Genomic DNA, 24,553 nt, shown 5'->3' with positions numbered 1-24,553 from the left:
TCTTCGGCTTACTAAAACAAGAAACCTATCATGGCATTATTTATTCTAGTTTTAAGCAATTAGAACAAGCAATTGAGGAATGGGATTGACTATTACAACTACAATCGAATCAAGACAAAACTAGGGTGCAGTCCCGTTCAATTCCGTGAACGGTTCGTAGTATAAAAATACCGACCAGATTTCTCCAGTCGGTATTCGGTCTAACTTTTGGGTCTCACTACACATTGATTTGATTTTCTTTTTTATTTATATGGGCTAAGCTAACATCATTTCATTTTAATGATTCGTAAGACTTTTGTAAGAATTAAGTAAGAGAAACGACAAGTCTCCCCCCTATAATAGGTCTTGTAGAGCAAAAGAAATAAACAACTCATGGAGGAATGAAAAATGGAAGATAAAATTGAAAAAGCATTAGAGAATATGACACCACAAATGTCTTATATAGGAATTGGATTGGGAATCATTGCTATTATTATAGGGATTATTTTTCTCTTTACTAGTAAACGTCCTGGAGCAAAGAAAAATCGTACAACAATTGGATTGATTTTAATCGGAGCAGGAGCTATTGCTACCTGTAATAGTTTGTTTCAAATTTTATAGTCATGAAAAAAGCTAAAGCAAAGTGAATGTTATCCTTTGTTTTAGCTTTTTTATTATCTAATTTGTTTTAAAACCCCATCATTCATTTCATAAACTTTATCGCAATGATCCAGTAGTCTCGTATCATGGGTCACCATAATAGTCGCAGTTTGATTGTCTTTTGTTTCTTTTGCCAATATTTTAACGACTTCATATGCACGATTTGTGTCCAAGCTTGCTGTTGGTTCATCCGCTAAAATCACGCTTGGTTCATTATATAAAGCACGTGCAATTGCGACTCTTTGACGTTCACCACCAGATAAATCTTTTGGATATTTATCTTTTAATTTAATGATATCTAATGATTCAAGTAAGTCCTCTTTCTTTTTCTTGCTTAAATTCTTCTTTTGCACCTTATCGACTAAAATCAATTGATCTTTGACAGTGAGAAAAGGAACAAGATTTGAGCTTTGTAAAATAAAGCCTAATTCTTTAAATCTTAATTTAGCAAGCTCTTTCTTTTTTAATCCTGCAAAGCTTTGGTTATTAATCTTAACAGTTCCTGTACTTGGTGTTAAAAGGCCTCCTGCAATACTTAAGAAAGTACTTTTACCACTACCTGAAGGACCTATCACTGCCACAAATTCGCCTGGCTCCACTGAAAAGTCCATATTTTTTAAAGCTTTTACTTCTGTATGTCCTGAACCATAAGTTTTTGAGACATTGTCTAATGATAATAAAGTCATCACTACTCTCCTCCAATCGCTTTTAACGGATCTATTTTCGCAATAGAAGCTACTGAGAACAAGGCGCCAATGACTGCAACAGCAACTAATACCACACCATAAATCACTAGATTTAAGTCATTTAACATAAATGGCGCTGCATCTGGAAGGAGTGCGGCTGTTACAAAGGTTAGCCCTAAACCAATGAGGACACCTAAAGCTGCTAAAATAAAGGTTTGTGAAATGACCATTTTGGAAAGAAAGCCTGTTGTCATTCCTTGTGCTTTTAAGACCCCAAAGGTAGCTGTTTTTTGCATGGTTAAAACATAAATGAAAATCCCAATCACAAAAGCTGTAATGATAAATAGGAAGCCAATCATAATACTAAAGGTTAAATTCTGTGCGCTATAGCCAGGAATTTTTTCAATAAAATCAGCCATGTTTGAAATTTTAACGGCTTTTGCTGGTGTTTGATTGAGTGCATCTGTGTCACGAATAATGACCGCACTCACTAAACCATTATCAGTTGGATCTGACTGACCAAATTTTAGTTCTTGCCAGTCTGGAATAGACATATAAAGAACTGGGAGTGTCCCATATTTTCCATTTTCAACGAAGCCAACTACCTTTAATTTCTTATCTGAAGAGGAAATATTCAACTCATCACCTATCTCAGTGCCTTTTTTCTGCATACTGATATCAGCTAAAACTTCTCCTTCATCAGTAAAAGCTTTCCCTTCAACAACTTTCGGCATAATGAAGCTGTCGTGCTCCATTCCTAAAATAGAAACACTGACTTTTCCATCTAAATTATCGGAGGTAACCACACCTGATGACTGTCCTAAATAAGCTGTTTTATCCCCTGTAACAGTTTTTGCATCTTTAATGAGCAATTTGGATTGGGTTAGGCTTAAATCTGATTCATCCGTTAAAGCAATAGCATTTGCATCAAATTGGTCAATCGCCAAACGGTTGACTGATGCTAATCCAAAGGCTAAGCCAGATAGTAAAAAGACGAGCCATGCAACGAGAGCTACAACGCCAATAATTAATGAGAATCTTAGTTTTGAATACTTAATTTCCTTCCATGCTAAAAACATATTTCTAACCTTCTTTACGTTTATTTTTGCTATTCCTTGCTAGTTATCACACAAAAGTGACACAGTGTTACTTTTAATTCTTTTACAGTATAAGTGACACCGTGTCACTATGTCAAGTCATTTGTTTGTAGAAAAAAATCTTACTTGAATTCCCTAATTAAGGCTATTCAACTAAAAGTAGAATGCATCAAATGAGAATTCGGATGACTTATTAGCAGCAATCAGCTAAACTTTAATTACTCAGAAATAACAGAGCGGAGGTTTACTATGGAATTTTCAGAAAAAATAAAAGCTTTAAGAAAAAAAGAAAATTGGACACAAGCGGAGCTTGCTAAAAAAATAAATATTTCCAACCAAGCAGTTTCTAAATGGGAAACTGGCCGAGGTTTTCCTGACATTGCAAATCTCATTCAAATAGGCGATTTATTCAATCTCACACTAGATGAATTAGTCCGTGATGACCTTTTATTACAAAAAAAAATGAGTCAAAAAAATAAAAACTGGCTCATGCTTGCTTATTTTCTTTTATTAATCGTCGGATTTTTACTCATTACTTTCTCAAGTAGAGCAGGCCAGATTCTATGGTTTCCTAGAATCATTGGTTTAATCGCATTTATCGAAAGTATTCACTTACTTTATCGCAATAAATAAGAACCATTTGCAGTCTGCTGAACTGCAAATGGTTCTTATTTTTTATGATACAGACAAATCTGCCCCATTACTCTTTATTACTTGTTGATACCAATAGAAGGAATCTTTTCTAATTCGATTCAACGTGCCATTTCCATCGTCATCTTGATCAACATAGATAAAACCATAACGTTTTGACATTTCAGAAGTTCCAGAAGAAACAATATCAATGGACGACCATGTCGTATAGCCGATTAAATCAACACCATCAACTAAAGCTTCCTTCATTTGTTCAAGATGTCTTTGTAAATAATCAATACGATATGGATCATGAACCGAACCATCTGCTTCTACTGTATCCTCTGCACCAATCCCATTTTCAACAATGAACAAAGGCACTTGATAGCGATCATAAAGATTGTTTAAAGTATAACGCAAACCTTTAGGATCAATTTGCCAACCCCATGCTGAACTTTCTAAATAAGGATTTTTTAAGCTCTTTTTCAAGTTTGCATCAGTTACATCTAATTCATTTGGTTGTGCACTTGACACGTTGGAGACATAATAGCTAAAGGCTAAATAATCAGCAGTGTATTCTTTTAATAGCGCTTTATCTCCTTCTTCCCAAATAATTGAGACACCATTGTCTTTAAAGAAGCGATTCATATAACCAGGATAGGTGCCACGAATCATGACATCTGTATAGAAGAAATTATCATACTGATCATCATGCATCATTTGTAAAACATCTTCTGGCTTACAGGTTGCAGCATAAGTTGTAAAACGAGCAATCATACAGCCCATTTTGCCAGCTGGATTGATTTCATGCAATCTTTTGGTAACAAGTGCTGCTGCAATAAATTGATGATGCACAGCTTGATAACAATCTTGGATATAATTGTCGGTTTTATCTGCTACGACACCTGTTGATTTAAAGGTTGAAAAACGGCCTGCATTCATTTCGTTAAATGAAATCCAATAAGTCACTCTTTGACCAAAATTTGTAAATAAGCAATCGGCAAAGCGAACAAATAAGTCAATCACTTTACGATCTGTCCAGCCCTTATACTGATTAACAAGCGCTAATGGCATTTCAAAATGAGAAATGGTCACGAGTGGTTCCATCCCATATTTTTCAATTTCAGTTAAAACAGCATCATAAAAATCTAAGCCTTCTTGATTTGGGGTCAATTCTTCGCCGGTTGGGAAAATACGACTCCAGGCCATTGAAAAACGGAAGACCTTAAAGCCCATCTCTGCGCATAAGGCGATATCCTCTTTATAACGATGATAGAAATCAATCCCATGACGTTTTGGATAACGTGTTGTACCTGAATCAGCCATCGCTTCTTCAATTTTTTGTGTGGTCACATTACGGTGCTTGGCTAAATCTTGACGGTCGATTTGACTATCATAAAAGGAAATATCTGAAACGGCCATACCACGACCATACTGACCATACGCCCCTTCAGCCTGACAAGCAGCAATGGCGCCGCCCCATAAAAAGTTCTCTGGAAATATGCTTTCTTGTTTCATAAACTGCACCCCTGTTTATAGTAATGTAATCAAACGATCGCCTGCATTTGCTTGTGTTTGATCGCTGACAACAACATCTTCATAATTTGCTGTATTTGTAATAATAATTGGTGTGGTTACATCAAAACCAGCTGCTTTAATGGCTTCCATATCAAACACAACAAGTGGATCGCCAATTTTTACAGTTTGCCCTTGTGTGACTTTTAATTCAAAATGCTTACCTTCTAATTGAACTGTATCTAAACCAATATGAATCAATACTTCTGCACCATTTTCTGAAGTTAAGCCTACTGCATGTCCTGTTGCAAAAGCCATCGTCACAGTACCATTGACTGGTGAAACAACTTCTCCTTTAGTTGGTGCAATCGCTAACCCTTGACCTAATGTGCCTGAAGCAAAAGCTTTGTCTTGTACATTTTCTAATGAAACAATTTCACCAGTTAATGGGCTGCTAATCACTTCTGATTTGACCCCTTCATGCATAGCAGTACTTGTTGTTGTTGTTTCTTTTGCAGCAGTTGTTGCTTCTGGAATATCTTTAAAACCAATAAAGTAAGTTAAAACAGTTGCTAAAATAAAGGCAGTTGATGCAGCAATTAAGAAGCCAACAAAACCTTCACCAGTTGGGCCATAGAATGCTGGAATCATTAAAATACTTGAAGGACCTGAAGCATATCCCATACTACCTGCAAAACCTGCGATACCGCCACCTACTGCTGCAGAAATAATCCCAATAATAAATGGACGTTTTAATCTTAATGTTACACCATAAACAGCTGGTTCTGTAATCCCAAACAAAGCTGTAACAACGGCTGAACCTGACAAAGCTTTGAATTCTTTATTTTTTGTTTTTAACATCACGCCTAATGTTGCCCCAGCTTGCGCAAAGACTGAAATAGCTACGCCAGGTTTCAATGGATCTTTACCCATGGTTGCAATATTGTTCATCATGACTGGCACAATACCCCAATGCAAGCCAAACATAACTAACACTTGCCATGAAGCGGCAATTAAGGCACCTGCAATGATTGGATTAAAGTTAATTACTGCTAGTAAAACATCAGCAATCGCATTCCCTACATATACGCCAAATGGACCAAAAATCATTAAAGTTAAAGGAACAATTACCACTAAAAGAATCATTGGTGTAATAAAGTTTTTAATACTTTGATGTAAATGTTTATTTAAGAATTTTTCCAAGATACTCATCACATAAATTGACAAGATAATTGGAATAACGGTTGATGTATATTTCACCATTACCACTGGAATACCAAAGAAATCAGCAGAGATACCAGGTGCTGCTAACCCAATAATGGATGGATAAACAAGCGCGCCTGCAATCGTTACCGCAACAAAGACATTCGCTTTGAATTTCCTTGCTGCTGTGATTGCTAGTAACACTGGTAAGAAATAGAACAGGCTATCTGCAATCGCACTTAAAATAATATGTGTTGGCGTTTCTGGTATGATAAATTTTGTGGTGACAGCAATTGAAAGCAATCCTTTCAAAATACCTGCTCCTGCCATTACACCTAATAAAGGTGTAAATAAACTAGAAATTAAATCTACAAATTTACTAAAAATTGAGCCATTTTCATTTGACCCTGTATCTGTACCGCCTGTATCACTCGTTAAATTAGAAATATTGCCAATTGCCGCATAAACTTCAGGTACTGTATTCCCAATCACGACTTGGAATTGTCCAGCACTTTCCATAACCGTTACAACGCCAGGAATACTTTCTACCACACTTTTATCAACAATGCTTCTGTCATTTAATTTAAATCTTAAGCGTGTCGCACAATGAACTAATGATTGAACGTTTTCTTCACCGCCGACTTCTTTCAATATTTTTTCTGCTAATTGATTCGTATCCATGATAAATCCTCCTAATTTTAAAAGCTGAACAGGCTCAATTAGTCTTGACAGGAAAATAGGGAAAATTGATTGTGACGCTTTTTGTCACACTCCATTTTTATTTTTTTCCCGAAAGACTAGCCTGTGAAGCTAGACAAAATATAATTGCAAAAGGCTGTTTTCGACTGATAAAAAATAGTTCCGGATCTATTTTTGGCAAAATAAAAACCTAAACCTTTACTAAAAAAATGCATACACTACGCCCATGTGCAATTCTTTAGTAAAAGTTTAGGTGTCGCCTGCCGAACAGTCACAATCCACTAACCTGATACGTTATTTAATTATCTATTTCAAATGATAGCACTTTCAAAAATGGAAGTCAATCCTTTTTTGAAAGTGTTTTCTCTCTTGTATATAAGCGTTTTAAATGAATCACAAGGTATAACATTTCCTCTGAAGTCAGATCCATATGAAACGTATTATACACATAATCCGCAATTTTTTTAGCACACTCATAGGCCAATGGATATTTCTTTTTCATTAATAAATATAAATCATGATCTTCACTATCTAGCAATGTGCCATTGGTAATACGCTGTACAAAAAACTTCAAATGGGTTAAGAAACGGAAAAAGTTTAATGACTCTTCATCATATTCAATTCCTAAATGATATTTCACAATTTTTAGAATCGCAGAGACTTCTTTGGTGATGGCAACTGTAGTGTTCATTTCTTCATTCATTTCAGCATTAATTAAATGCATCGCAATAAACCCAGCTTCATCGGCTGGTAGTCTAACAGCTGTTTCCTGCTCCACCATATCTAGTAAGTCCTTCGCTAATTCAAACTCATTTGGATATAAACGATTGATTTCCCAAATTAAAGAATTGGTAATAGACTGTCCATTTTGATGTCTTTTTAAGGCGTGGAAAATATGATCCACAAGAGAAACATGTAAACTTTCATTTAATTTTTGATTTAGCTTCTTTTTCGCAATATCAATAAATTCCTCTGTTACCTTTAAAATGGGATAGGGCACTTCATTACTCAGTGAATTAAAATGCTGTTGCAAGCCGGCATCCTCTAAATGAAAGACCTTATCTACTTTGGTCATATCTAGTGATTCTCCTGCACTTTTTTTAAATCCAATTCCTTTGCCCATAATGACTTGCTCTGTTCCATCTTCATCTTTCATGATGATAACATTGTTGTTTAGTATTTTATGAATTCTCATGGCTCAACCTCCTCATTTTGACCTGCTTCTTCAATTTGCTATTCTACGCTATGCAGCAAAAAAAAGAAAGAGTTTGTTTTTTTGAATCAAAAATAGTTGATTTAAAGTGTTTATTTTAGGCGCTTTCTGATTGGTGTATCGTTAGCCACTAAAAATGTCAACTCTTGTATTGGACTATAAGCTATTCTAAAATAAAAAGAAAGGAAACAAATAAAGGAGTTAGCAGACATGGCTTTTACCAATCATCGGATTTTTTCATATGTCCTTTTTTGCGGACGGTTCTCTCTTTAATTCAGAGATGAAACGACGTAAGAGCAACTTTTATCAGTTTCATCTCCTCAAATTTTCATGAAGAAAAAGGAGAATGAACATGTTATTAGCATTAAACAATTGTACACAAACCCATCTATTTGGACAACTGAACTTCATGATGGACGAGCAGGAACAGGTTCAAATAATTGGCCTGAATGCCACTGAAAAAAAGACTTTTATTCAGTTAGTCACTCATGATTTACAGAAACAGCAGCAATCCTACAGAGTATTCCCTTCCCCCTCTGAGCATGGCTTTTTAAATACTGAACAAACTGTAAAGGAAATCTTGTTGAGTTGCTTTACTGAATTGTTCGAACTTCAAGAAGAGATAGAGATACTTGAGGAAAAAATTGCACTTGAAGAGGATCGTCATTTTTCTGATGCACTCTTTCTACAAGGTCGATTACAAGATACTTTTACAGATTTAGGCGGATATGAAATCGAGACACAGATTGAACAAGTCGTGCAAGGACTAGCTATCCAACAATTATTACCAAAAAAAGCAGCACAATTATCATCTGTTCAGCAGCAAAAAGCTTTGTTAGCAACCATTCTATTAGACAAGGTGGATCTACTTATCTTAGATGAGACAGCCCTTATGCTAACATCCATAGAGCTGACAAGGATACAGCACTATCTCGCTGAGATGGCTAACAGTAGTATCTGCTTTACAAATCAGTTCATCGTAGGCGCTTCTCAAGCTTATTGTGTAAAAAATAAACAGCTTGTTCATGCCACTATCTAAAAAATGGGATTGGGACAAAACTAAAAAGTTTATCCCAATCCCTTAATTACTTCTAAAAAAGCATAAATTGCCTCCGTAAACGGTGGCCAAAAGGCAGGTTCTTCGGCAATTTCACAAAAGACGATCAATACAAAAAGCGTATTGTTCGTCTTTTGTTCCAATTGCTCGAACCTAAACGCCTTTTGTCTCAGCCTCATTTTGTGCTACAACAATATCAGATAAAATTTGTTGAAATAACGGACTTTCCTCAAACATTGGTGAATGTGCAGCCTGTTCAAAAGTATAAAATTGCTTAGCAGGTGCTTCCAGCTGTTCAAATAATTTTTTTGCTTGTAGATAAGAGGTTTGCTTATCATACTTACCTTGTAGCAGATAAACTGGGACCTCTAATTGATAGCCTTTATCTGTCAAATCAGCCTTTATCAAGGTCTGTAATAATTCTTCTGATGCTTTGATACTCTTGATCATATTGATTTTTTCTTTTAATGTATAGAATCTTGCACCTAACATTCTAAAAAGAATCGTAGACATTTTAAATTTTTGATGCATTATTCCGCCACCATAAAGATTTAAATATTTCGACCGTAGCTGAAAATAATTCATGGATAAAAAGGTCTCTTGATCTGGTGCATACAAAGCCATTTTTCGCACAACCTTCGTCTCTCCATTTTGCTTTGCTGTATCCACAATAAAATGATAGGCTTCAACCTCTGATTTTGCTGTGTTTGCAACTTGTGAAACACCTATGTATGCATGAAAATGCTCTGGAAAACGTCTTGCTACTTCTATTCCTAAATAAGTCCCCCAAGAGTGTCCCATTAAATAAATTTTTTCTTGTTGAAAATGATTTTTTAAATACTTTGTAACAGCCAGTGTATCCTCAATTAATTGCTCAAAATTGATGGTTTCAGCTGGTAAATTTTTATGATAAGAAAGTCCAGCTCCTCTTTGTTCCCAAAAACAAACATTAAACTGTTGCTCAATCCCTGTTTCAAACTGCTCAAAAAAGAGATATTCAGGGTTTCCTGGTCCACCATGCAAAAATAATAAAATAGGTTTTTTCATATCATTAAAATGGAGAAACATGCCTTGCTCTACACCATTGATGTTTTCAAACTTCTTGATTTTTGTCAGATGCTTCACCAAATCACCTCATAAACTTTCTCATTTAGCATCATCATAGCACAAAAATAACTAGCTGAAATGAGTCGGAAGTCTGATTCAATCTTGGCTCTGTTCCTTATTGACACTATAAATGGTTCCCGCTCTATCTCTATTCAAATAACGATAATCCACCAAGTATCTTCTGATAATCGCAAAATCCGCATAAATAGCTTGAATGATTTCATTGACTTCCTTTTCTGAATACTGCTTATGGATGTCAAATTGCTGGATGATTTCATTAAAAATAATCAGTTTTTTTCCTTCTTTTTTAGGAATTTGTATGAGTTTTCCCTCTTTAAAAAATGTTTGAATGACTTGTCCATTCATATGCCTCTCCTCCATCTAGCTACTACTTTTCCCCAGTTTATCATAAAAACCCCTTAAAAATGAAATTGTTTTTAAGGGGTTTTCTAGCTTAATTCAACACACGCTTCACAGCATCCACAATATCTTGGCATGTTAACTGATAGACTTCCATCAGATAATCCGCTTTTCCTACTTGACCAAATTGCTCCTTCACACCAATACGTGCCAGCTTGGTTGGATATTGCTCAGCTGTAATTTCTGCTACAGCACTACCTAAACCACCAATAACATTATGATTTTCCGCTGTAACAATCGGGCCCATTTTTGCTGCTTGAACAACTGCTGCTGCATTAAGTGGCTTCACTCTAAAAGCATCTATTACTTTTACTGAAATCCCTTGCTCTTCTAATATTTCTGCAGCTGCTAAAGCTTCCGCTACCATTATACCTGTTGCAAAAATAGTGGTATCTGTTCCTTCTCTAACCGTTATAACCCCTTCAGAAAAGTTTGTTTGTGCATCATAAAGTGAGGTTGCTTGCTTACGAATTGTGCGAATATAATGCAAGCCTGGCGCCTGATAACAATGTTCTAATACTGCTTTAAACTCATAAGGATCTGAAACATCATAGACATGATTTTTGGGAATTGCACGCATGAGTGCCACATCTTCAAATGGCATATGTGTCCCACCATTCATTTCTGCTGTGACACCTGCATCAGAACCGACAATGATTGCATGCTTTTGCGCATATCCAAGGGAAATAAACACTTGGTCAAAAACCCTTCTTGAAGCAAAAGGAGCAAAAGTATGAATAAAAGGAATAAAGCCTGTTACAGCTAAGCCTGCTGCTGCACCAACTTGTTCAGCTTCCATAATGCCGACATTGATATAGCGATCCTTCATCTCTTCTTTTAGCTGGTTGGTACTCATTGAACTGGATAAATCTGCCTCCAGAGCAACCACACGTTGATCTTTTCTTGAAAGTTCAAGGATTGTTTGTGCATAAACCTGACGCATTTCCATCTCTTTCATTTATTCATTACCTCCTAAACCTAGCTCATGACCAAGGGTTGTTACAGCATCTTTTAAGGCTTGAACCCCTTGTGCATTAGGCCTGATATGGTGATTGTCTTTCATTTCTGCTACATAAGGAACGCCGTAACCTTTGATTGTATCTAATACAATTGCAACTGGTTTTCCACTAAGAGATTTTGCTTTTTGGATAGCGGCTTGAATCGCTTCAATATCATTTCCTGGAATCCGCCAGCTATTAAAGCCGAATGCCGTCATTTTCTCAACAAAATCAAAAGGTTCAGAAATTTCTGAGGTATAGCCATCTAATTGTTTTTTATTATCATCAATTAAAACGACTAAATGATCCAGCTGATGATGCGCTGCAAATTGAAAGGCTTCCCAGCATTGACCTTCATTTAGCTCTCCGTCGCCAACCACTGCAAAGGTATAATTTGATTTTCCAAGGATTTTATTCCCTTTGGCAATGCCTGTTGCAGCTGAAATTCCTTGGCCTAATGAGCCTGTTGTCATGTCTACTCCTGGTGTTTTATTGCAATCTGGATGAGAAGGTAGGTTTGTTCCATTTTGATTTAAGCTATATAGGAAGTCTTCATCAAAGTAGCCTTTCAAAAATAATGTAGCATACAGTGCTGGACCTGCATGCCCCTTCGATAGGACAAAATAATCGCGGTCTGGATCTGTTCGTTTTGCTGGTGAAGCATTCATTTCCGCGCCATATAAAACAGCCAATGTTTCTACTAAGGACAAGCTACCGCCATAATGACCAAAGCCTAAATGGTTTAACTCTTTCAAGGTATAATAACGTATTTGTTTTGCAAAATGCTGTAAGTCCATCTACTTTTCCTCCTAAGCGTTATTTTCAGTTGATTTCTCTTTTTTCATCATTGTTAAAGCAAACATGATACCCAATACAACTAGAATGCCAACAATTACTGCAATTTTTCCACCTGCATTTGATAAACCTCCTAAGAAAATTCCTGTCACTCCATAGTCAGCATCTGAGAAGGTTGAATCTGCAAAGCCTAGACCGCCTAAAACTGGCATTAAGAAGACTGGCAAATAGCTGATGAGAATGCCTTGAATGAATGAGCCTAAAACTGCACCGCGTAAGCCACCTGTTGCATTCCCAAAGACACCAGCTGTTGCACCACAGAAGAAATGAGGAACAACCCCAGGAATAATAATAACGCCACCGGTTAAAATCATCAGCGCCATACTCACAAGTCCACCAATAAAACTAGAGAAGAAGCCTAGTAATACTGCATTTGGTGCATAAGGAAAGACAATTGGACAGTCCAAAGCTGGTTTGGCATTAGGTACCAATTTTTCAGAAATCCCTTTAAAGGCTGGAACAATTTCAGCTAAGATTAAACGGACACCTGCAAGGATGACAAACACACCAGCAGCAAAGGTTCCCGCTTGTTGCACAGCATAAATGATATGGTTTGTTCCGCTACTTAAATTGGCTGTAATATAGTCTCCACCTGTAAAGATGGCAACAATCACATAAATAATCCCCATTGTAATAGTGATACTCACTGTTGAATCTCTTAAGAAAGCTAAGCCTTTAGGAAATTTGATATCCTCAGTTGATTTGGCTTTATTGCCAAAAATTTTCCCGACTAAGCCACTAATCGCATAACCTACACCTCCAGTATGACCTAATGCTACTTGATCATTTCCTGTAATTTGTTTCATAAACGGCTGAAGAATAGCTGGTGAAAGTGTATTTGCAATACCTAATGCTAAGCCGCCTAAAAGAATGAGGGGTGCTGAGGTAAAACCTGTTACACTTAAAATTACGGCAATCATACAAGACATATACAATGTGGCATGCCCTGTTAAGTAGATATACTTAAATCTAGTAAAGCGTGCAATTAAAATATTAAAGACCATTCCGACAAGCATAATTAATGCTGTAGATGTGCCATATTTGGTCAGTGCCATCGCAACAATTGCTTCATTATTTGGGACAACTCCCTGCATATTAAAAGCCACTTTAAACATTTCACCAAAAGGCTCTAACGAACCTTGCACCACCCCTGCACCTGCTGTCACGACTAGAAAACCAACAAAGGTTTTAATGCCGCCACGCATAATATCACTAACTGGTTTCTTTTGTAAAATGAGTCCAAGTACGGCAATTAAAGCAACTAAAATGGCTGGTGTACTGGCAATATCAATTAAAATATCTAATAATCCATTCATCCTTTTCTCCTCCTTATTTTTAAAGCTGAACAGGCTCTTTCAGCTCTGACAGAAAAATAGGAAAAATCGATTGTGACGCTTTTTGTCACACTCTATTTTTATCTTTTTTCCGAAGAGCTAGCCTGTGAAGCTAGCCGACACTTAAGAAAGCAACCCTTTTTCCTGACAAACTGCTGTCACTTTTTGTGTTAATTCATCCATATCAATAATGCTATTTAAAACAATTACTTCTCCTAAATGAGTGGCACTATCCGCTAAGTCTGCTGCAACAAAAAAGACATCTGCTAAATCTGGTCCTGCACTCCCCATGTCATAGTGTGATACCTCGACATCCTCAACACCTAATTTTTTTAAAACACTATTAATATTCATTTCTACCATAAAACTCGAGCCTAAGCCTGAGCCACAAACCGCTGCAAATTTCATCATTTATTCCTCCTCCTTCTGAATGACTGCAATGATTTCTTCTATTGTTGTTGCGGCTAATAATTGCGCCAAATTTTCTTGATTTGATAAAATACGTGTTAAACTAGCTAAAGCCTTTAAATGTAATTGATTGTCAATCGCTGCTAAACAAATAAAGATCGTAATTGGGTGCTTTTCATCATCTAATAACAGCACCGGCTCCTCTACTTTTAATAGCGACATCCCCACCTTATTAACACCATCTTCTGGTCTTGCATGAGGTAAGGCGATTCCTTTGCCAATATGAATGAACGCGCCAAATTCTTTTACTTTTTGAATCATCGCTTCCACATAAGCTGGTGTCACTTTTTCTTGTGTTACAAGAGGAACTGCGGCTAACTGAATTGCTGCTTCCCAGTTTAATTTTTGATCGGTTAATTGGATCATATCTTTTGTTAATAATTCTGATAACATTGGCGAGTTCTCCTTCACATCGTACATTTGATTCATCATTTTTTTGGTTAAAATACGGTATAACTTTTCTTTACTAACCCCCTCTTTTAAGGTAATATAGGGCAGCAATATTTCTACAATTTCATCTACAGCTGGGACACCTAAGCCAGGAATCAGCAAATCTTCTTGTACATTTCTAAAAAGATGGTTTTTTTCGACCTGAGACATTAAGGGTTGAACATCATAAACTTTTTTTGTAGAGGTCACTGGAACACTTGAAAAAATCACATCATACTGACTTTCTGAAATACTTTCCATTTGATTGACTGAACGTGTGGCAATAAAATCGATCATTGGAAATAATTTTTTAAGCTCAGCCTGCATAATCAATGAGGAACTAATACCATTTGGACATAAAATAAGTGCACGATAGGGCTCTATTTGATTGAATGCTTTTTGATTTTCAATTTCACCACCAAAAAGAATCGTAAAATAGCCAATTTCTGCATCTGGAATACTTTTCCCAATCACCGTTTGTAGTGGCTGCAAGGCTAACTTGGTTAGTGAAAAAAGCTCATCATGCTGCTTTTTAATTTGACCAATCATAATATTCACTAATGGCATCTCATACTTCACTCTAAAAAATGCAGGTACCAAATGGTAAAATAAATTAAGCTGCAATTGCTTTGGATGCTGAAAATTAATCACAGATAGTCGTTCCATTTCATGAATAATTTGCTTGGCAATATCAAAAAGAAAATCTAAGGAATTGTCTCGCACTTCTCCTTGTAAAACCGTCATAAAAATGGCAGTAAAGTAAGCATATTCATGTTTAGAACAAGCCTTTTGAGCAAGCTCCGTTAAAAATAACTGACTGACTGGATAAACTGCTAACCCTGATAATTCATCCATTTCTTGTTTTTTCAGTTGAATTGTATGCTTTTTCATCCGACAAAGCACATAGCTGATAAAATCAATGGTTTCTTCAATGCGACTTGGTACGACAGCTAAGTCTTCTTTCTGAATTAATTTTTGAAAATGAGCACGCACTGTGATATAAAAAACAGGTGACTGCTGACCTAACAATTTTGATAAGCCCCATTTACCAATAGCTGTTTCCATCAAATTCAAGATACTATTTCTTGCAAAAATACGAATACTAGCTTCATTCCCAGTTAAGAAAAAACCTGTTTTTCTTGTATATTCTAATTTTAGCTTTGCTGGCTTTAATAACTCTCTTAATTTTTTAATATCCGACAAAGTCGTGTTTTTACTCGTTTGTAGGAATTCTTGATAATGAAAGACAGAAAGCTCCTCTGTTTCCATAAAAGTCATTAAGAAAATAAATTGAATGCGTTCATCCTCCTTAAAAACAATCTCTTTTTGACTTCTACCTAATAATAGTTCGTCCCAATAAGCGCTTATTTTTTCAGGAAATAAAAGCTGGGTTGGCGTTACCTGAATTTGTGGATACTTTAAAGTGACTAATACTTGATTCATCTTATAAATTTCTGATAATAATGGCTCTTTCTTTAATTTCGTGAGCGCTATAGCCTCCTTTAAGGTTACCTCTCGTTTTGAATGATGGACAACATAACTCATTCTCTGATCAATCATGTGTTCTACCTCCTACTCAACTATAAAATGAAAACGCTTAACTTAAAAGGAACATTGGGTACAATTTCAATCTTCAAAATGAAAAAGAGTAGACCAATCTTATTTTAAAAAACAAAAAACTCCTGATAAAATGAGGAGTATATAATAGAAATTATTTATTTCATATGCAACATCGATACTTGAAAACTCTGAAATAACAAAAAATAACCACTTTTAACTTTAGCTAGTTAGTGGTTATTTATCCTTTAAATATGTTACCGCTTTTTATGCCTCTACTTTATTAAGAGGAAGTCTTATTCGCGTATGATTTTTTTCAAATACAGGCTAACAACATTCAATGATTTTTATATTTATCAGAGTAGTGAATATCCACTCTTTTGTTCAATTTTATCAGCTGTACCTTCATTATGTTCAACTTTGGTTTAACCGTTTAATTAAAGTTGGCACCCAAGAAGCTAGGCCTATTTCTAGAAATCCTTTTTTCTGAATAAAATGAGTATCTAAAAACCAATCCTTAGCAATATCAAATGGCATTGGTTTAGAGCTTGTAGTGGTTTCTTCGATAATTGGTAAAATCCCAACTCCAACTTCTAACCAAGCTAGAAATTGTTCAATCGTTAGTGTATCACAAGAGCTCGCATTAATCGGTCCTTCTAATTGTTCCTCAATCAACCAGTTCATCACATTTGCAACTTCGCTACCTTTAATAAAACTTATTTTAGCTTGTTGATTTTTGACAGCAATTGACTCATGATGTTGAACAGCTCGAACATATTGATGCAATCTTTCTGTATAATCATCATCATCTAATACAATAGGAATTCTAAGTGAGGTAACTGGGAAAGCTTGAGACATTGTAAAAGCAACCTCTGCTTGTCTTTTTCCTTCACCATAATCAACTGTTTTATCAGCATCAATTTGATAAGTAACCGGATTAAAATCTGCTTCTAGGTACCCACCGTTTTCGCCAGTTCCTTGCCCCGAATAAACAGCTAAAGAGGATGTAAATAGATACTGCTTCACTTTTCCAGCTAAGTATTGAATCGTAATTGCTGCTTCTTCCTTTGTAAAACAAATATTATCAATAACCACATCCCAATCTTTTCCAGCCAAAACCTGCCAATTTGGATGTGAGCTATCTGTCCGATCAATCTTAATACGGTTCACATTTGAACCAAAACTATCTTTCGTTTTCCCTCTATTTGCCAATGTAACCTGATGTCCCTTTGCTAGCAATAATTCAACTATTTTTTTGCCAAAGAAACGGCTACCACCAAATACTAAAATTTGTTTCATCTACGATCACTCCTGTTAACTTTCCCTCTATTCTAGCATGTGTCACCACTCTTATACGATTTAAGTTCTATTTATTCATGGTTGTCTTCTTGATGCATATAGGAATAAATTTCTTTTCCTGCTACCAATAATGGAACAAGCTGATTTTTATCCTCAAATAAAATCCCCTTTTTCTCAAAATAAGAAATGGCCTGTGGCAAAGCTTGCTGCAATTCCCGTGAAACTGCTAGAAAAATAATCTGCTCATCTTTCAGTAGGACAATTAATTTCAGTTCGTCTGGCCAAATATCTAATGGGCTTAAACGATCTTTTTTTTGATAATAAAGGGTGATTTTTGCAATATCCTGATAAGGGATAAGCTCTCTTATTTCATCTGCATTTTTTGACCAAACATCCTGTATTAGCTCTTTTAATTTTACAAAAGGATTTCCACTATAAGTTCGAATAAACAGCCCTTTTTTAGTAATCATCCAATAATCACCAAAAGTAGCAGGCAAAATCGATATTAACGCAGGAATGAATAGTACAAAGAACCAAATACTAAATAATGGGAAGATTAAGCAAAACAATAAAATAATCAACGTTTTTATGATTAACTGATGAAATTTAACTTTTTTCCCTACTAAAAACGGCTTTTTAAAATACACACTTCCTCTTAAAAGTTCATCTAAAGAAATATCATATAAATCACTCAAGACAAATAAATTCTCTATATCAGGATAAGTTAGTCCTGTCTCCCATTTAGAAACAGATTGTCGAGTAATAAATAACTGATTGGCTAATTGTTCTTGCGTCAAGCCAGCTTTTTTTCGTTGAATTTTTAATAGTTCATAAAGTTCCATATGTTTGTCCTCCTAAAAATTAATTGTAGATTTGTTGATCATTTTATTCTACGCCATTTTTTCTTTTTATGAAGGCACTTATTGGTTGCACTTATACATAGTAAGGTTTTGTGATAATTTATTTAGAGGTATCCTCTTTTTTATTATTCAATTTATTGTAACATACTGATACATTTTCTAATGAAGTAGCTATTTTTTGATTAAACTAATCCATCTTATGTTACAATTTAAAAGAAATAATGACAGAGGAGTTCATGAAATGAAAAAAAGTTTATTTAGTGGTTTATTAGTTGTGGGTGTCGTCTTTTTAACAGCATGTCATCTAATGGGCGTTTCAAAACCAGATACAAGTTATGAAGGTTATTTGCAAGTAAAAAAAGGGATGTCTTTAAAAGATGTAGAAACTTTACTTGGTGCGGAAGATGAGATTCTCTCTGCTAAAGAGCTTCAGGAGACTACAAATCAAACTGAAGAAAGACGTATTTATCAAGATCAAGAGGAAACGGATATTACATATGAAATTGAATTTGATAAAAAAGAGAAGGTTGTAAGAGCCTTTTTAAAAACAAGTCACCCGAAAAATACTTTTTTGATCAAACAATCAGAAGCTTTTTCTCTTGAAACACTGGAAAGCTTAGTGACACTTAAATTCGACGGTGATGATGAATTTAGTTATTGCTTTATCAAACCTGAAAACAGCAAGAAACGAACTGAACTTATTAAACAATTGGGTAATGGTATCCCCAATACAGGCATTCACAATAGCATCAGCTATTATTTAGAAGAAGCTAGCTATGTTTTACATTTTGATGAAGATGATAGATTAGCTGAAGTTGATCAACATCATCATTAAATATAAACATAGCATTAGGTACTCGCTTGACGCGCTTCAGAAACAAATTCGTTACTTTCTTACCTCTCTAAAATCAAATAGTTTATCTTTTAAGATGTAATGTTTCACCAATTATCAAGCATTTAGCTTGAGCATCGTGACCAATCTCTGAGGTTACTGCAATCGGAAAATCTGCATTTGGACTCATCTCTGCCACTAACTGACTCATTTTAAATCGTCCATCAGTCTGATCTAGCTCCGTAAAAGTTCCTAATAAAATACCTGAAACCTGCTCAAAAATCCCCATTTGCGCCAATTGATTGAGATAGGCTGTCTGTTGAGGCATACCACCACCACTGCTTTCTAAGAATAAAAGTTTCCCTTGGAAATTAGGGAAATATGGCGTTCCAGCAAGTTTTAGCAAGCAGCGGATATTCCCACCAATGACCACACCGCTCAGCTCGTGTCCCTGAATAAACTGCCACTTGCACTCAAACAAGCTACCTTGATTTCCCAACAAACTCTCTTCAAACCTTCGCTTTTGCTTACCTGTTTCGTCCCATAGCAATGTCCGTATTTGATAGAGATAGCCTATACTACCTGCTTTTTCGTACAACGCATTAAGAATTGTGGTTAAATCACTATAGCCAAAAAAGGGCTTTGGATGTGCCTTAATCCACTCATAATCTAGAGACGGAAGCACCTGATTCGCAACATCGCCACCAGAAATATCAAAAATGGCGGCAATCGACGAATCCTGATAAAAGCTCATCAATTCACTGCCTCGTTGCTCTGCTGTTCCGCTAAAAATTGTTTCCTTTTGGTATAAATATCGACTAAAGACAGCTATTAAGCCCATGTCTAGTAAGAGGCTTTGTAACGCATGTAGCTCTTTTTCTTTTTCTCGAGCTAGACCATTTGAATTAACGACCAATGCAATTCTATCACCCTTTTTTAACATTTAACTCCTCCTCATCAATTGAAATAGTTATCATGTCGCCACTATATTTAGCCTTTTTACTCATCCTGAAGTCGTTTTAATAATCGATTATTCTGTCTCACTTGACAAAAGAGATAACCGTAGTAAATAAGTGCTCCTATCATAAAAGGAATGAGTGTTGTTACAAATAAATCGCGATAACCATCTGGATGAATCGCTGTAAAAAAAGAAGTGAGATAAACAACTAGCATCACTACAGCTTCCGCTACAATCAGCTGAATCAGCCCTACTACTAAAGGTGAGATTGATTCAAAAAACTGTTGTAAATAAAGAATACCTACAAATAATACGGTAAATCCAAATTGCATTAATAAATTTTGTTGCGCAGGGACAATGATGCCATTGCTGATCCATTCAACTACTAAGAGTGTAATAGATAGCACTGTGTAAGAGACTGCAATCACACTGCCCATTTCTTTCATTATCGCCTTCATTGGCTTTCTTTCCTTTCTGTATATGCTGTTAACACTTGATTAAACTGTTTCTTATAGCTACGATTAATTTGGATTATTTCGCCATTTTTCAAATAAGCTAGCATTCGCATATTCAAATCCATTGCCACTTTATCAACTTTATTGATGTTTAAAAGCAATGACTTACTAACACGTACAAAGCCCATTACTGTATACCGCTCAGCCAATTCCTTAAGCGTCACATCTGTCTGTAGTTGTAAGCTTTCATCTTTTAAATTTGCTACATATTTTCAGTCAACGCTTTCAACATAGTACACCTTAGAAATGGGAATATAGCCATATCCTTCTACCATTTTAACTCGAATTTTTTCATCCACAATCCGCTTAACAGATTCAACAATAGCCTCAATTTTATCTGTATACTTACGGTAATAAATATCGAGACGCTCATCAGTAAGCATCTCATCTTGAAACTGATTAATTTTCACTTAATCCCTCCGCCATTAAATAATAAACATCAATGTTATCACGATTAAGCTAAGTTTAGCATCTTTCTTAATGAGTAGAAATAGCACACCACAAAATAAACTAAAAATAACACAATACAATGCTGTAACGATATCTTGAGATAACAAATGCCCCAATCCCCATGTTAAGCCTAACGCAATGCTTCCCCATGGGAAAACATATCCTTTAATCAGCTGCTCTCCCAGAGTTTGACCAAAAGCAATAATCATCACAATAACCAACCCTTCAGCTATGTAATACATTTGTTGAAAAATGAAAGCTAGAATGCCACCACTATCATGTCTTTCCATCATTCCTTGAAATTCCACAAACGGCTTGAATTGCCAGCCCCATAAATAACTACTCAATAGTCCTGAAATCATAACAATTACAACAATAAAGAACCAGGTTTTAGCGGTTAAGCTAGGTTGGATTACTCGTAATGGTTCAATCCCCTCTTTTTTCGCTGTCATATAACAGTAGCTGCAACCCGCTACCCAAAGGACAATCGTAAGACTCCAATGAATGAGTCTCTGTCCTAACGTAAATGCTGATAAATCTGCACCATAAATTGCTTGTTCGATTGCAACTAATACTAACTCACCTCCCAATAAACCAAAAGCAATTAGAATGTAACTCAGACAATTAAGATTTCTTTTTCGGTTATTTTTTACGGTTAATGTTGTCATCATTTAATCTCCTCTTTCCCTGTCTATTTGTCATAATTAACGTGATTGAGCTCAGTATAGCAAGCAAAAATTAGACCAACAACCGATTTTGTTTAAGTTGCAATTTAGACTGGTTAAGTTACAATTTTAGAGGTACATAGCCGATATAAAACTAATTTCATGTATCTTTCAGTTTTATGTACTTTTAAGACCTAAAGACCAAAGAATAACAGTTTGAACCTGTATTCACTTTGCCTTCAACTCCTTTATATGAAGATGAACATCATGTAGTAAGTAGCCTTTTGGACTCTATTGATGATCTGATAGTTGAGAACTAACGCAATTCTAAGTGTTTTGTCTTACCCGCGTTTTATTCATCTTCTCCTCCCTTCCATAGATTGCTACATTTTTATTATTGTGATTTAATGATAAAATGTGATAAAATTTCGAAAAATGTAAATTTTATTACATCAATCTTTCTATCATTTCCTGATTGAATCTCAAACGTGACAGGTACATCGTCCAATAAATATCCATCTGGGGCTTGGGATTCATTTAATTGATATTTCCCGGGGAATGAAACTGAAATAAATGTACTACCTTGCTCATCTGTTGTGAATTGATTTTGTAAAAGATGGCTTTCTTCATCCTTTAATTGGGAGACGGCTTTCGAAAATTGTTCACCACTGACTACTTCATTTTTCAAATCAAACATCATATGAAGTAATACTTGCCCATTATGACTGTCTTTTTTTAGAAGCCTCAAAGAGCCTACTGCTCTTTGAGTTTCTTTTGCAACAGTTACAAGGGTACTTTGTTACATCATCACATCAAAAAACAACTATTAATTATATCAGTAAATAATATACAGGTATATCAAGATAGCGTTTTCGTATACTTATATGTTTTATCTATTAAATCGTTTCTTATCATCTCTAGTATGAACATTTTTCATTTCACTAAAAAACATTCAAAAATCCCTCTATCCCAACATAAGAATAAGTTGATTCCACTGACTTTCCACCCCTAAAAAAGATGAAAAATTTCAATATAGACTATTGCCGTGCTTCTCTAATCAAACAATACTCTTTACAAAAAATATATATAGCCAATAAACACTCTCGGTGTTATAATATATTTTAATACGAATACCAATGGGGTGAAAGTTATGAAGAAAAGTATTATTGGATGTAGTATTGCCATCCTACTTTATTCAAGTATCATTTCAAGTTCTACATATGCTATCCAACCAGAAGAATCATGTATTTCCAATACACCAACCGCTCAGTCATCCTCTGAAGTATCTACCGCAGAAAATCATACATATGAAGAGATTGCTTTGCTAACTTCTACTGAAGACAACATATCAACGAATGAAACTATATCTGAACAAGAAAGAAAAGAATCACCTTCTGATGAAGAGCAGTTAGATGATTGGATGCCGGATCAAGCATTACAAGAACTTTTAGCTAAAACAGTAGGGGCTAATATTGAAGATATTAAGACGTTAAGCATCAGTGAATTTGTAGAACGTTATGACCCTTGGCATATAGGCTTCAATCTATCAACTAAAGTTAAATCATTAGAAGGTTTGGACAAATTAGTACAGTATCAAAGAGACCAAAATAAATATGTTATTGCACGCACTACCTTAGACTTACCAGATAGTTACACTGAGATAATGAACTATCTTAACGAATTGAATTATGAAAGCTTTGGAAAAATTATAGAAGAGTATACAACAGAATACACAGAAAATGGAGGCGTTAATCAGCCGGGGATTATCACAGAAATTGCTGATTCAGTTCCGACATTATCTGAATCGCTCTCTTCCTTTCAAATTGTTCAACTATTTCAGACTTTAGCAAATAAATTAGGTCAAACTCAACAAAATTATTTTTCAGTAAAGTTGAATGTTACATTTAATGTAAATCAAGATAATTCTCAAAGCTTCGTTATATCTCAAGAGAATCTAGGGTTATCAGAACTTCAGTTAATTTTAAAATATCCTAATGCTTATTCTTCTGTGCGCGGTTCGGGTCTGTTCACGCTGAATGTGGATGGTAACGTCATAGAATACCAAGCAGATGAAAAAGATTGGCCTAACTGGATTGAAACGCCTCCGCTTAATCAACCAGCTATCAACTTCTCTTTACAGACGCCCGTTGATTATGAATCCCTTGCAGGTCACCATGGAGAATTAATGGAAGTAGATCTATTTCAAAAAGAATTTATCTATCTATATGGATATAGCGATACTGTAGCGCTGCCTTCTGTAAATGTGATTCCAAGTTTAAACTTTCTTAAACAAGGAGGGGACATTACCGTAACTTATTTAGATGAGGCAGGAAATAAAATCGCTGAAGAGATTACATTAGTAGGTTATGTTGGAGATGATTTTAGTACAGAAATACAAGAGATAGAGGGGTATACTTTCAAAGAAGTGAAGGGGAATCCATCAGGTCTTTTCACAGATCAACCTCAAAGAGTGACCTATATATACACTCAAAACAAGGATGAACCGATAATCTCTCCTCCTTCTAATCTGCCAAAAGACGGCAATGATTTAAATCCTTCAAGTAGCTTAGAAAAACCGGCGAAAAGGTCTAGTGCAACAGCAATAACTTCTGATTATCAGTCTTTACCAGCGACAGGTGAAAAGAATAGCAGACTACAGGTAATGATAGGTAGTCTTCTGATTATTGGAACAATTCTGTATGCTTCCTTTCATAAAAAAACACTTAGCTAGTGCGTATAGCTTTCTTCCAAGCTGAATACATGATACTTTATAAAACAAAAAAACGGCACTATAATTTATGGGACTGATAGAAATTATTCTATTGGTCCCAGTTTTTTTATAAAAAAACAAGAAGACATACAAAATTTCCGTTAGAATAGAGTCACCACAACAATATCTAGTAAAGGAAGGTTTTTGTATGTCCACTATCAATTCTATCAAACAACTTCTTGGAGTGAAAGATAAAAATATTCATATTCTTAGTTGTCAGGAAGATTTCTATAAAGGAAAGAAAATTATTCTTGCCAAAGGTGTCTTAACGAGAACCTTTAGCCGCTGTCCTTTATG

The 24,553-nt window shown here is 35.4% G+C and carries 24 protein-coding genes and 2 pseudogenes; 6 read left to right on the top strand and 20 right to left on the bottom strand.

The features are described from left to right. Both BMW29_RS14150 and BMW29_RS13070 read left to right on the top strand, forming a co-directional pair. A pseudogene (locus tag BMW29_RS14150) lies at positions 1 to 165 on the top strand (IS3 family transposase); the annotation flags it as partial. 222 nt (positions 166 to 387) lie between these two features. Further along, positions 388 to 600: a hypothetical protein gene (locus tag BMW29_RS13070; protein ID WP_092654102.1), complete on the top strand. Its 213-nt coding sequence runs from the start codon at positions 388 to 390 to the stop codon at positions 598 to 600. Between the two features lie 53 nt (positions 601 to 653). Here BMW29_RS13070 and BMW29_RS13065 read toward each other — a convergent pair whose 3' ends face one another. Continuing rightward, positions 654 to 1,328 (bottom strand): ABC transporter ATP-binding protein, encoded by a 675-nt coding sequence (locus tag BMW29_RS13065; protein ID WP_177165792.1) that lies wholly within the window; start codon positions 1,326 to 1,328, stop codon positions 654 to 656. Next, the gene (locus BMW29_RS13060; protein ID WP_092654098.1) at positions 1,328 to 2,404 is read right to left on the bottom strand and encodes an ABC transporter permease; all 1,077 of its coding nucleotides are present in this window, start codon (positions 2,402 to 2,404) and stop codon (positions 1,328 to 1,330) included. Before BMW29_RS13060 ends, BMW29_RS13065 begins: the two co-directional genes overlap by 1 nt. Before the next feature lie 267 nt (positions 2,405 to 2,671). Here BMW29_RS13060 and BMW29_RS13055 point away from each other — a divergent pair, with 267 nt between their 5' ends. Continuing rightward, positions 2,672 to 3,055 (top strand): helix-turn-helix domain-containing protein, encoded by a 384-nt coding sequence (locus BMW29_RS13055; protein WP_092654096.1) that lies wholly within the window; start codon positions 2,672 to 2,674, stop codon positions 3,053 to 3,055. Between the two features lie 42 nt (positions 3,056 to 3,097). On the opposite strand, the gene BMW29_RS13050 is transcribed toward BMW29_RS13055, so the two are convergent. The 3 genes from BMW29_RS13050 to licT all read right to left on the bottom strand — a co-directional run bounded on the left by BMW29_RS13050 (position 3,098) and on the right by licT (position 7,664). Next, positions 3,098 to 4,570, bottom strand: a complete 1,473-nt coding sequence (locus tag BMW29_RS13050) for a glycoside hydrolase family 1 protein (RefSeq protein ID WP_092654094.1) — start codon at positions 4,568 to 4,570, stop codon at positions 3,098 to 3,100. A gap of 15 nt (positions 4,571 to 4,585) precedes the next feature. Next, on the bottom strand, positions 4,586 to 6,451 hold the full coding sequence (locus tag BMW29_RS13045) for a beta-glucoside-specific PTS transporter subunit IIABC (protein WP_092654092.1): 1,866 nt from the start codon (positions 6,449 to 6,451) through the stop codon (positions 4,586 to 4,588). A gap of 358 nt (positions 6,452 to 6,809) precedes the next feature. After that, a complete protein-coding gene (gene licT / locus BMW29_RS13040; protein WP_092654090.1) occupies positions 6,810 to 7,664 on the bottom strand; it encodes a BglG family transcription antiterminator LicT in 855 nt (284 codons plus the stop codon). Between the two features lie 370 nt (positions 7,665 to 8,034). On the opposite strand from licT, the gene BMW29_RS13035 reads away from it, so the two are divergent. After that, positions 8,035 to 8,721, top strand: coding sequence for an ATP-binding cassette domain-containing protein (locus BMW29_RS13035; protein WP_177165791.1), 687 nt, complete (start codon positions 8,035 to 8,037; stop codon positions 8,719 to 8,721). Between the two features lie 171 nt (positions 8,722 to 8,892). Here BMW29_RS13035 and BMW29_RS13030 read toward each other — a convergent pair whose 3' ends face one another. The 9 genes from BMW29_RS13030 to BMW29_RS12990 all read right to left on the bottom strand — a co-directional run bounded on the left by BMW29_RS13030 (position 8,893) and on the right by BMW29_RS12990 (position 18,048). Then, entirely contained in the window at positions 8,893 to 9,864 is a 972-nt protein-coding gene (locus tag BMW29_RS13030) for an alpha/beta fold hydrolase (protein ID WP_092654086.1), read from the bottom strand. Positions 9,865 to 9,942: 78 nt separating this feature from the next. After that, positions 9,943 to 10,212 (bottom strand): DUF2087 domain-containing protein, encoded by a 270-nt coding sequence (locus BMW29_RS13025; RefSeq protein ID WP_092654084.1) that lies wholly within the window; start codon positions 10,210 to 10,212, stop codon positions 9,943 to 9,945. A gap of 88 nt (positions 10,213 to 10,300) precedes the next feature. Beyond that, complete coding sequence (locus tag BMW29_RS13020; protein WP_092654082.1) at positions 10,301 to 11,224, bottom strand: transketolase family protein; 924 nt, start codon at positions 11,222 to 11,224, stop codon at positions 10,301 to 10,303. Then, positions 11,225 to 12,061, bottom strand: a complete 837-nt coding sequence (locus tag BMW29_RS13015) for a transketolase (RefSeq protein WP_092654080.1) — start codon at positions 12,059 to 12,061, stop codon at positions 11,225 to 11,227. A gap of 12 nt (positions 12,062 to 12,073) precedes the next feature. After that, positions 12,074 to 13,435, bottom strand: a complete 1,362-nt coding sequence (locus tag BMW29_RS13010; RefSeq protein WP_092654078.1) for a PTS ascorbate transporter subunit IIC — start codon at positions 13,433 to 13,435, stop codon at positions 12,074 to 12,076. Between the two features lie 141 nt (positions 13,436 to 13,576). Continuing rightward, a complete protein-coding gene (locus BMW29_RS13005; protein WP_177165790.1) occupies positions 13,577 to 13,864 on the bottom strand; it encodes a PTS sugar transporter subunit IIB in 288 nt (95 codons plus the stop codon). Continuing rightward, the gene (locus BMW29_RS13000) at positions 13,865 to 15,910 is read right to left on the bottom strand and encodes a BglG family transcription antiterminator (RefSeq protein ID WP_092654076.1); all 2,046 of its coding nucleotides are present in this window, start codon (positions 15,908 to 15,910) and stop codon (positions 13,865 to 13,867) included. It abuts the gene before it with no gap. Between the two features lie 411 nt (positions 15,911 to 16,321). After that, positions 16,322 to 17,206 (bottom strand): NAD-dependent epimerase/dehydratase family protein, encoded by an 885-nt coding sequence (locus tag BMW29_RS12995; RefSeq protein ID WP_092654074.1) that lies wholly within the window; start codon positions 17,204 to 17,206, stop codon positions 16,322 to 16,324. 71 nt (positions 17,207 to 17,277) lie between these two features. Continuing rightward, a complete protein-coding gene (locus tag BMW29_RS12990; protein ID WP_092654072.1) occupies positions 17,278 to 18,048 on the bottom strand; it encodes a helix-turn-helix domain-containing protein in 771 nt (256 codons plus the stop codon). A gap of 259 nt (positions 18,049 to 18,307) precedes the next feature. On the opposite strand from BMW29_RS12990, the gene BMW29_RS12985 reads away from it, so the two are divergent. Beyond that, a complete protein-coding gene (locus tag BMW29_RS12985; RefSeq protein ID WP_092654070.1) occupies positions 18,308 to 18,901 on the top strand; it encodes a hypothetical protein in 594 nt (197 codons plus the stop codon). An 82-nt stretch (positions 18,902 to 18,983) separates the two neighbouring features. Here BMW29_RS12985 and BMW29_RS12980 read toward each other — a convergent pair whose 3' ends face one another. The 6 genes and pseudogenes from BMW29_RS12980 to BMW29_RS12955 all read right to left on the bottom strand — a co-directional run bounded on the left by BMW29_RS12980 (position 18,984) and on the right by BMW29_RS12955 (position 22,234). Beyond that, entirely contained in the window at positions 18,984 to 19,841 is an 858-nt protein-coding gene (locus BMW29_RS12980; protein ID WP_092654068.1) for a S66 family peptidase, read from the bottom strand. A 56-nt stretch (positions 19,842 to 19,897) separates the two neighbouring features. After that, positions 19,898 to 20,314 (bottom strand): DUF6608 family protein, encoded by a 417-nt coding sequence (locus tag BMW29_RS12975; protein WP_092654066.1) that lies wholly within the window; start codon positions 20,312 to 20,314, stop codon positions 19,898 to 19,900. Continuing rightward, positions 20,311 to 20,538 (bottom strand): annotated as a pseudogene (locus tag BMW29_RS12970) (LytTR family DNA-binding domain-containing protein); the annotation flags it as partial. The gene BMW29_RS12975 and the pseudogene BMW29_RS12970, both read right to left, overlap by 4 nt. 45 nt (positions 20,539 to 20,583) lie before the next feature. After that, positions 20,584 to 20,781, bottom strand: coding sequence for a hypothetical protein (locus BMW29_RS12965; protein ID WP_092654062.1), 198 nt, complete (start codon positions 20,779 to 20,781; stop codon positions 20,584 to 20,586). 15 nt (positions 20,782 to 20,796) lie between these two features. Further along, the gene (locus BMW29_RS12960) at positions 20,797 to 21,489 is read right to left on the bottom strand and encodes a hypothetical protein (RefSeq protein ID WP_143047376.1); all 693 of its coding nucleotides are present in this window, start codon (positions 21,487 to 21,489) and stop codon (positions 20,797 to 20,799) included. Positions 21,490 to 21,880: 391 nt separating this feature from the next. Further along, entirely contained in the window at positions 21,881 to 22,234 is a 354-nt protein-coding gene (locus BMW29_RS12955) for an MSCRAMM family protein (RefSeq protein ID WP_092654058.1), read from the bottom strand. A gap of 402 nt (positions 22,235 to 22,636) precedes the next feature. Here BMW29_RS12955 and BMW29_RS12950 point away from each other — a divergent pair, with 402 nt between their 5' ends. Beyond that, entirely contained in the window at positions 22,637 to 24,217 is a 1,581-nt protein-coding gene (locus BMW29_RS12950) for a MucBP domain-containing protein (protein WP_092654104.1), read from the top strand. Positions 24,218 to 24,553 lie beyond the last annotated feature (336 nt).

It is taken from the genome of Isobaculum melis (assembly GCF_900111355.1).
GTDB lineage: Bacteria > Bacillota > Bacilli > Lactobacillales > Carnobacteriaceae > Isobaculum > Isobaculum melis.
This window is presented reverse-complemented; position numbering and strand designations above follow the sequence as displayed.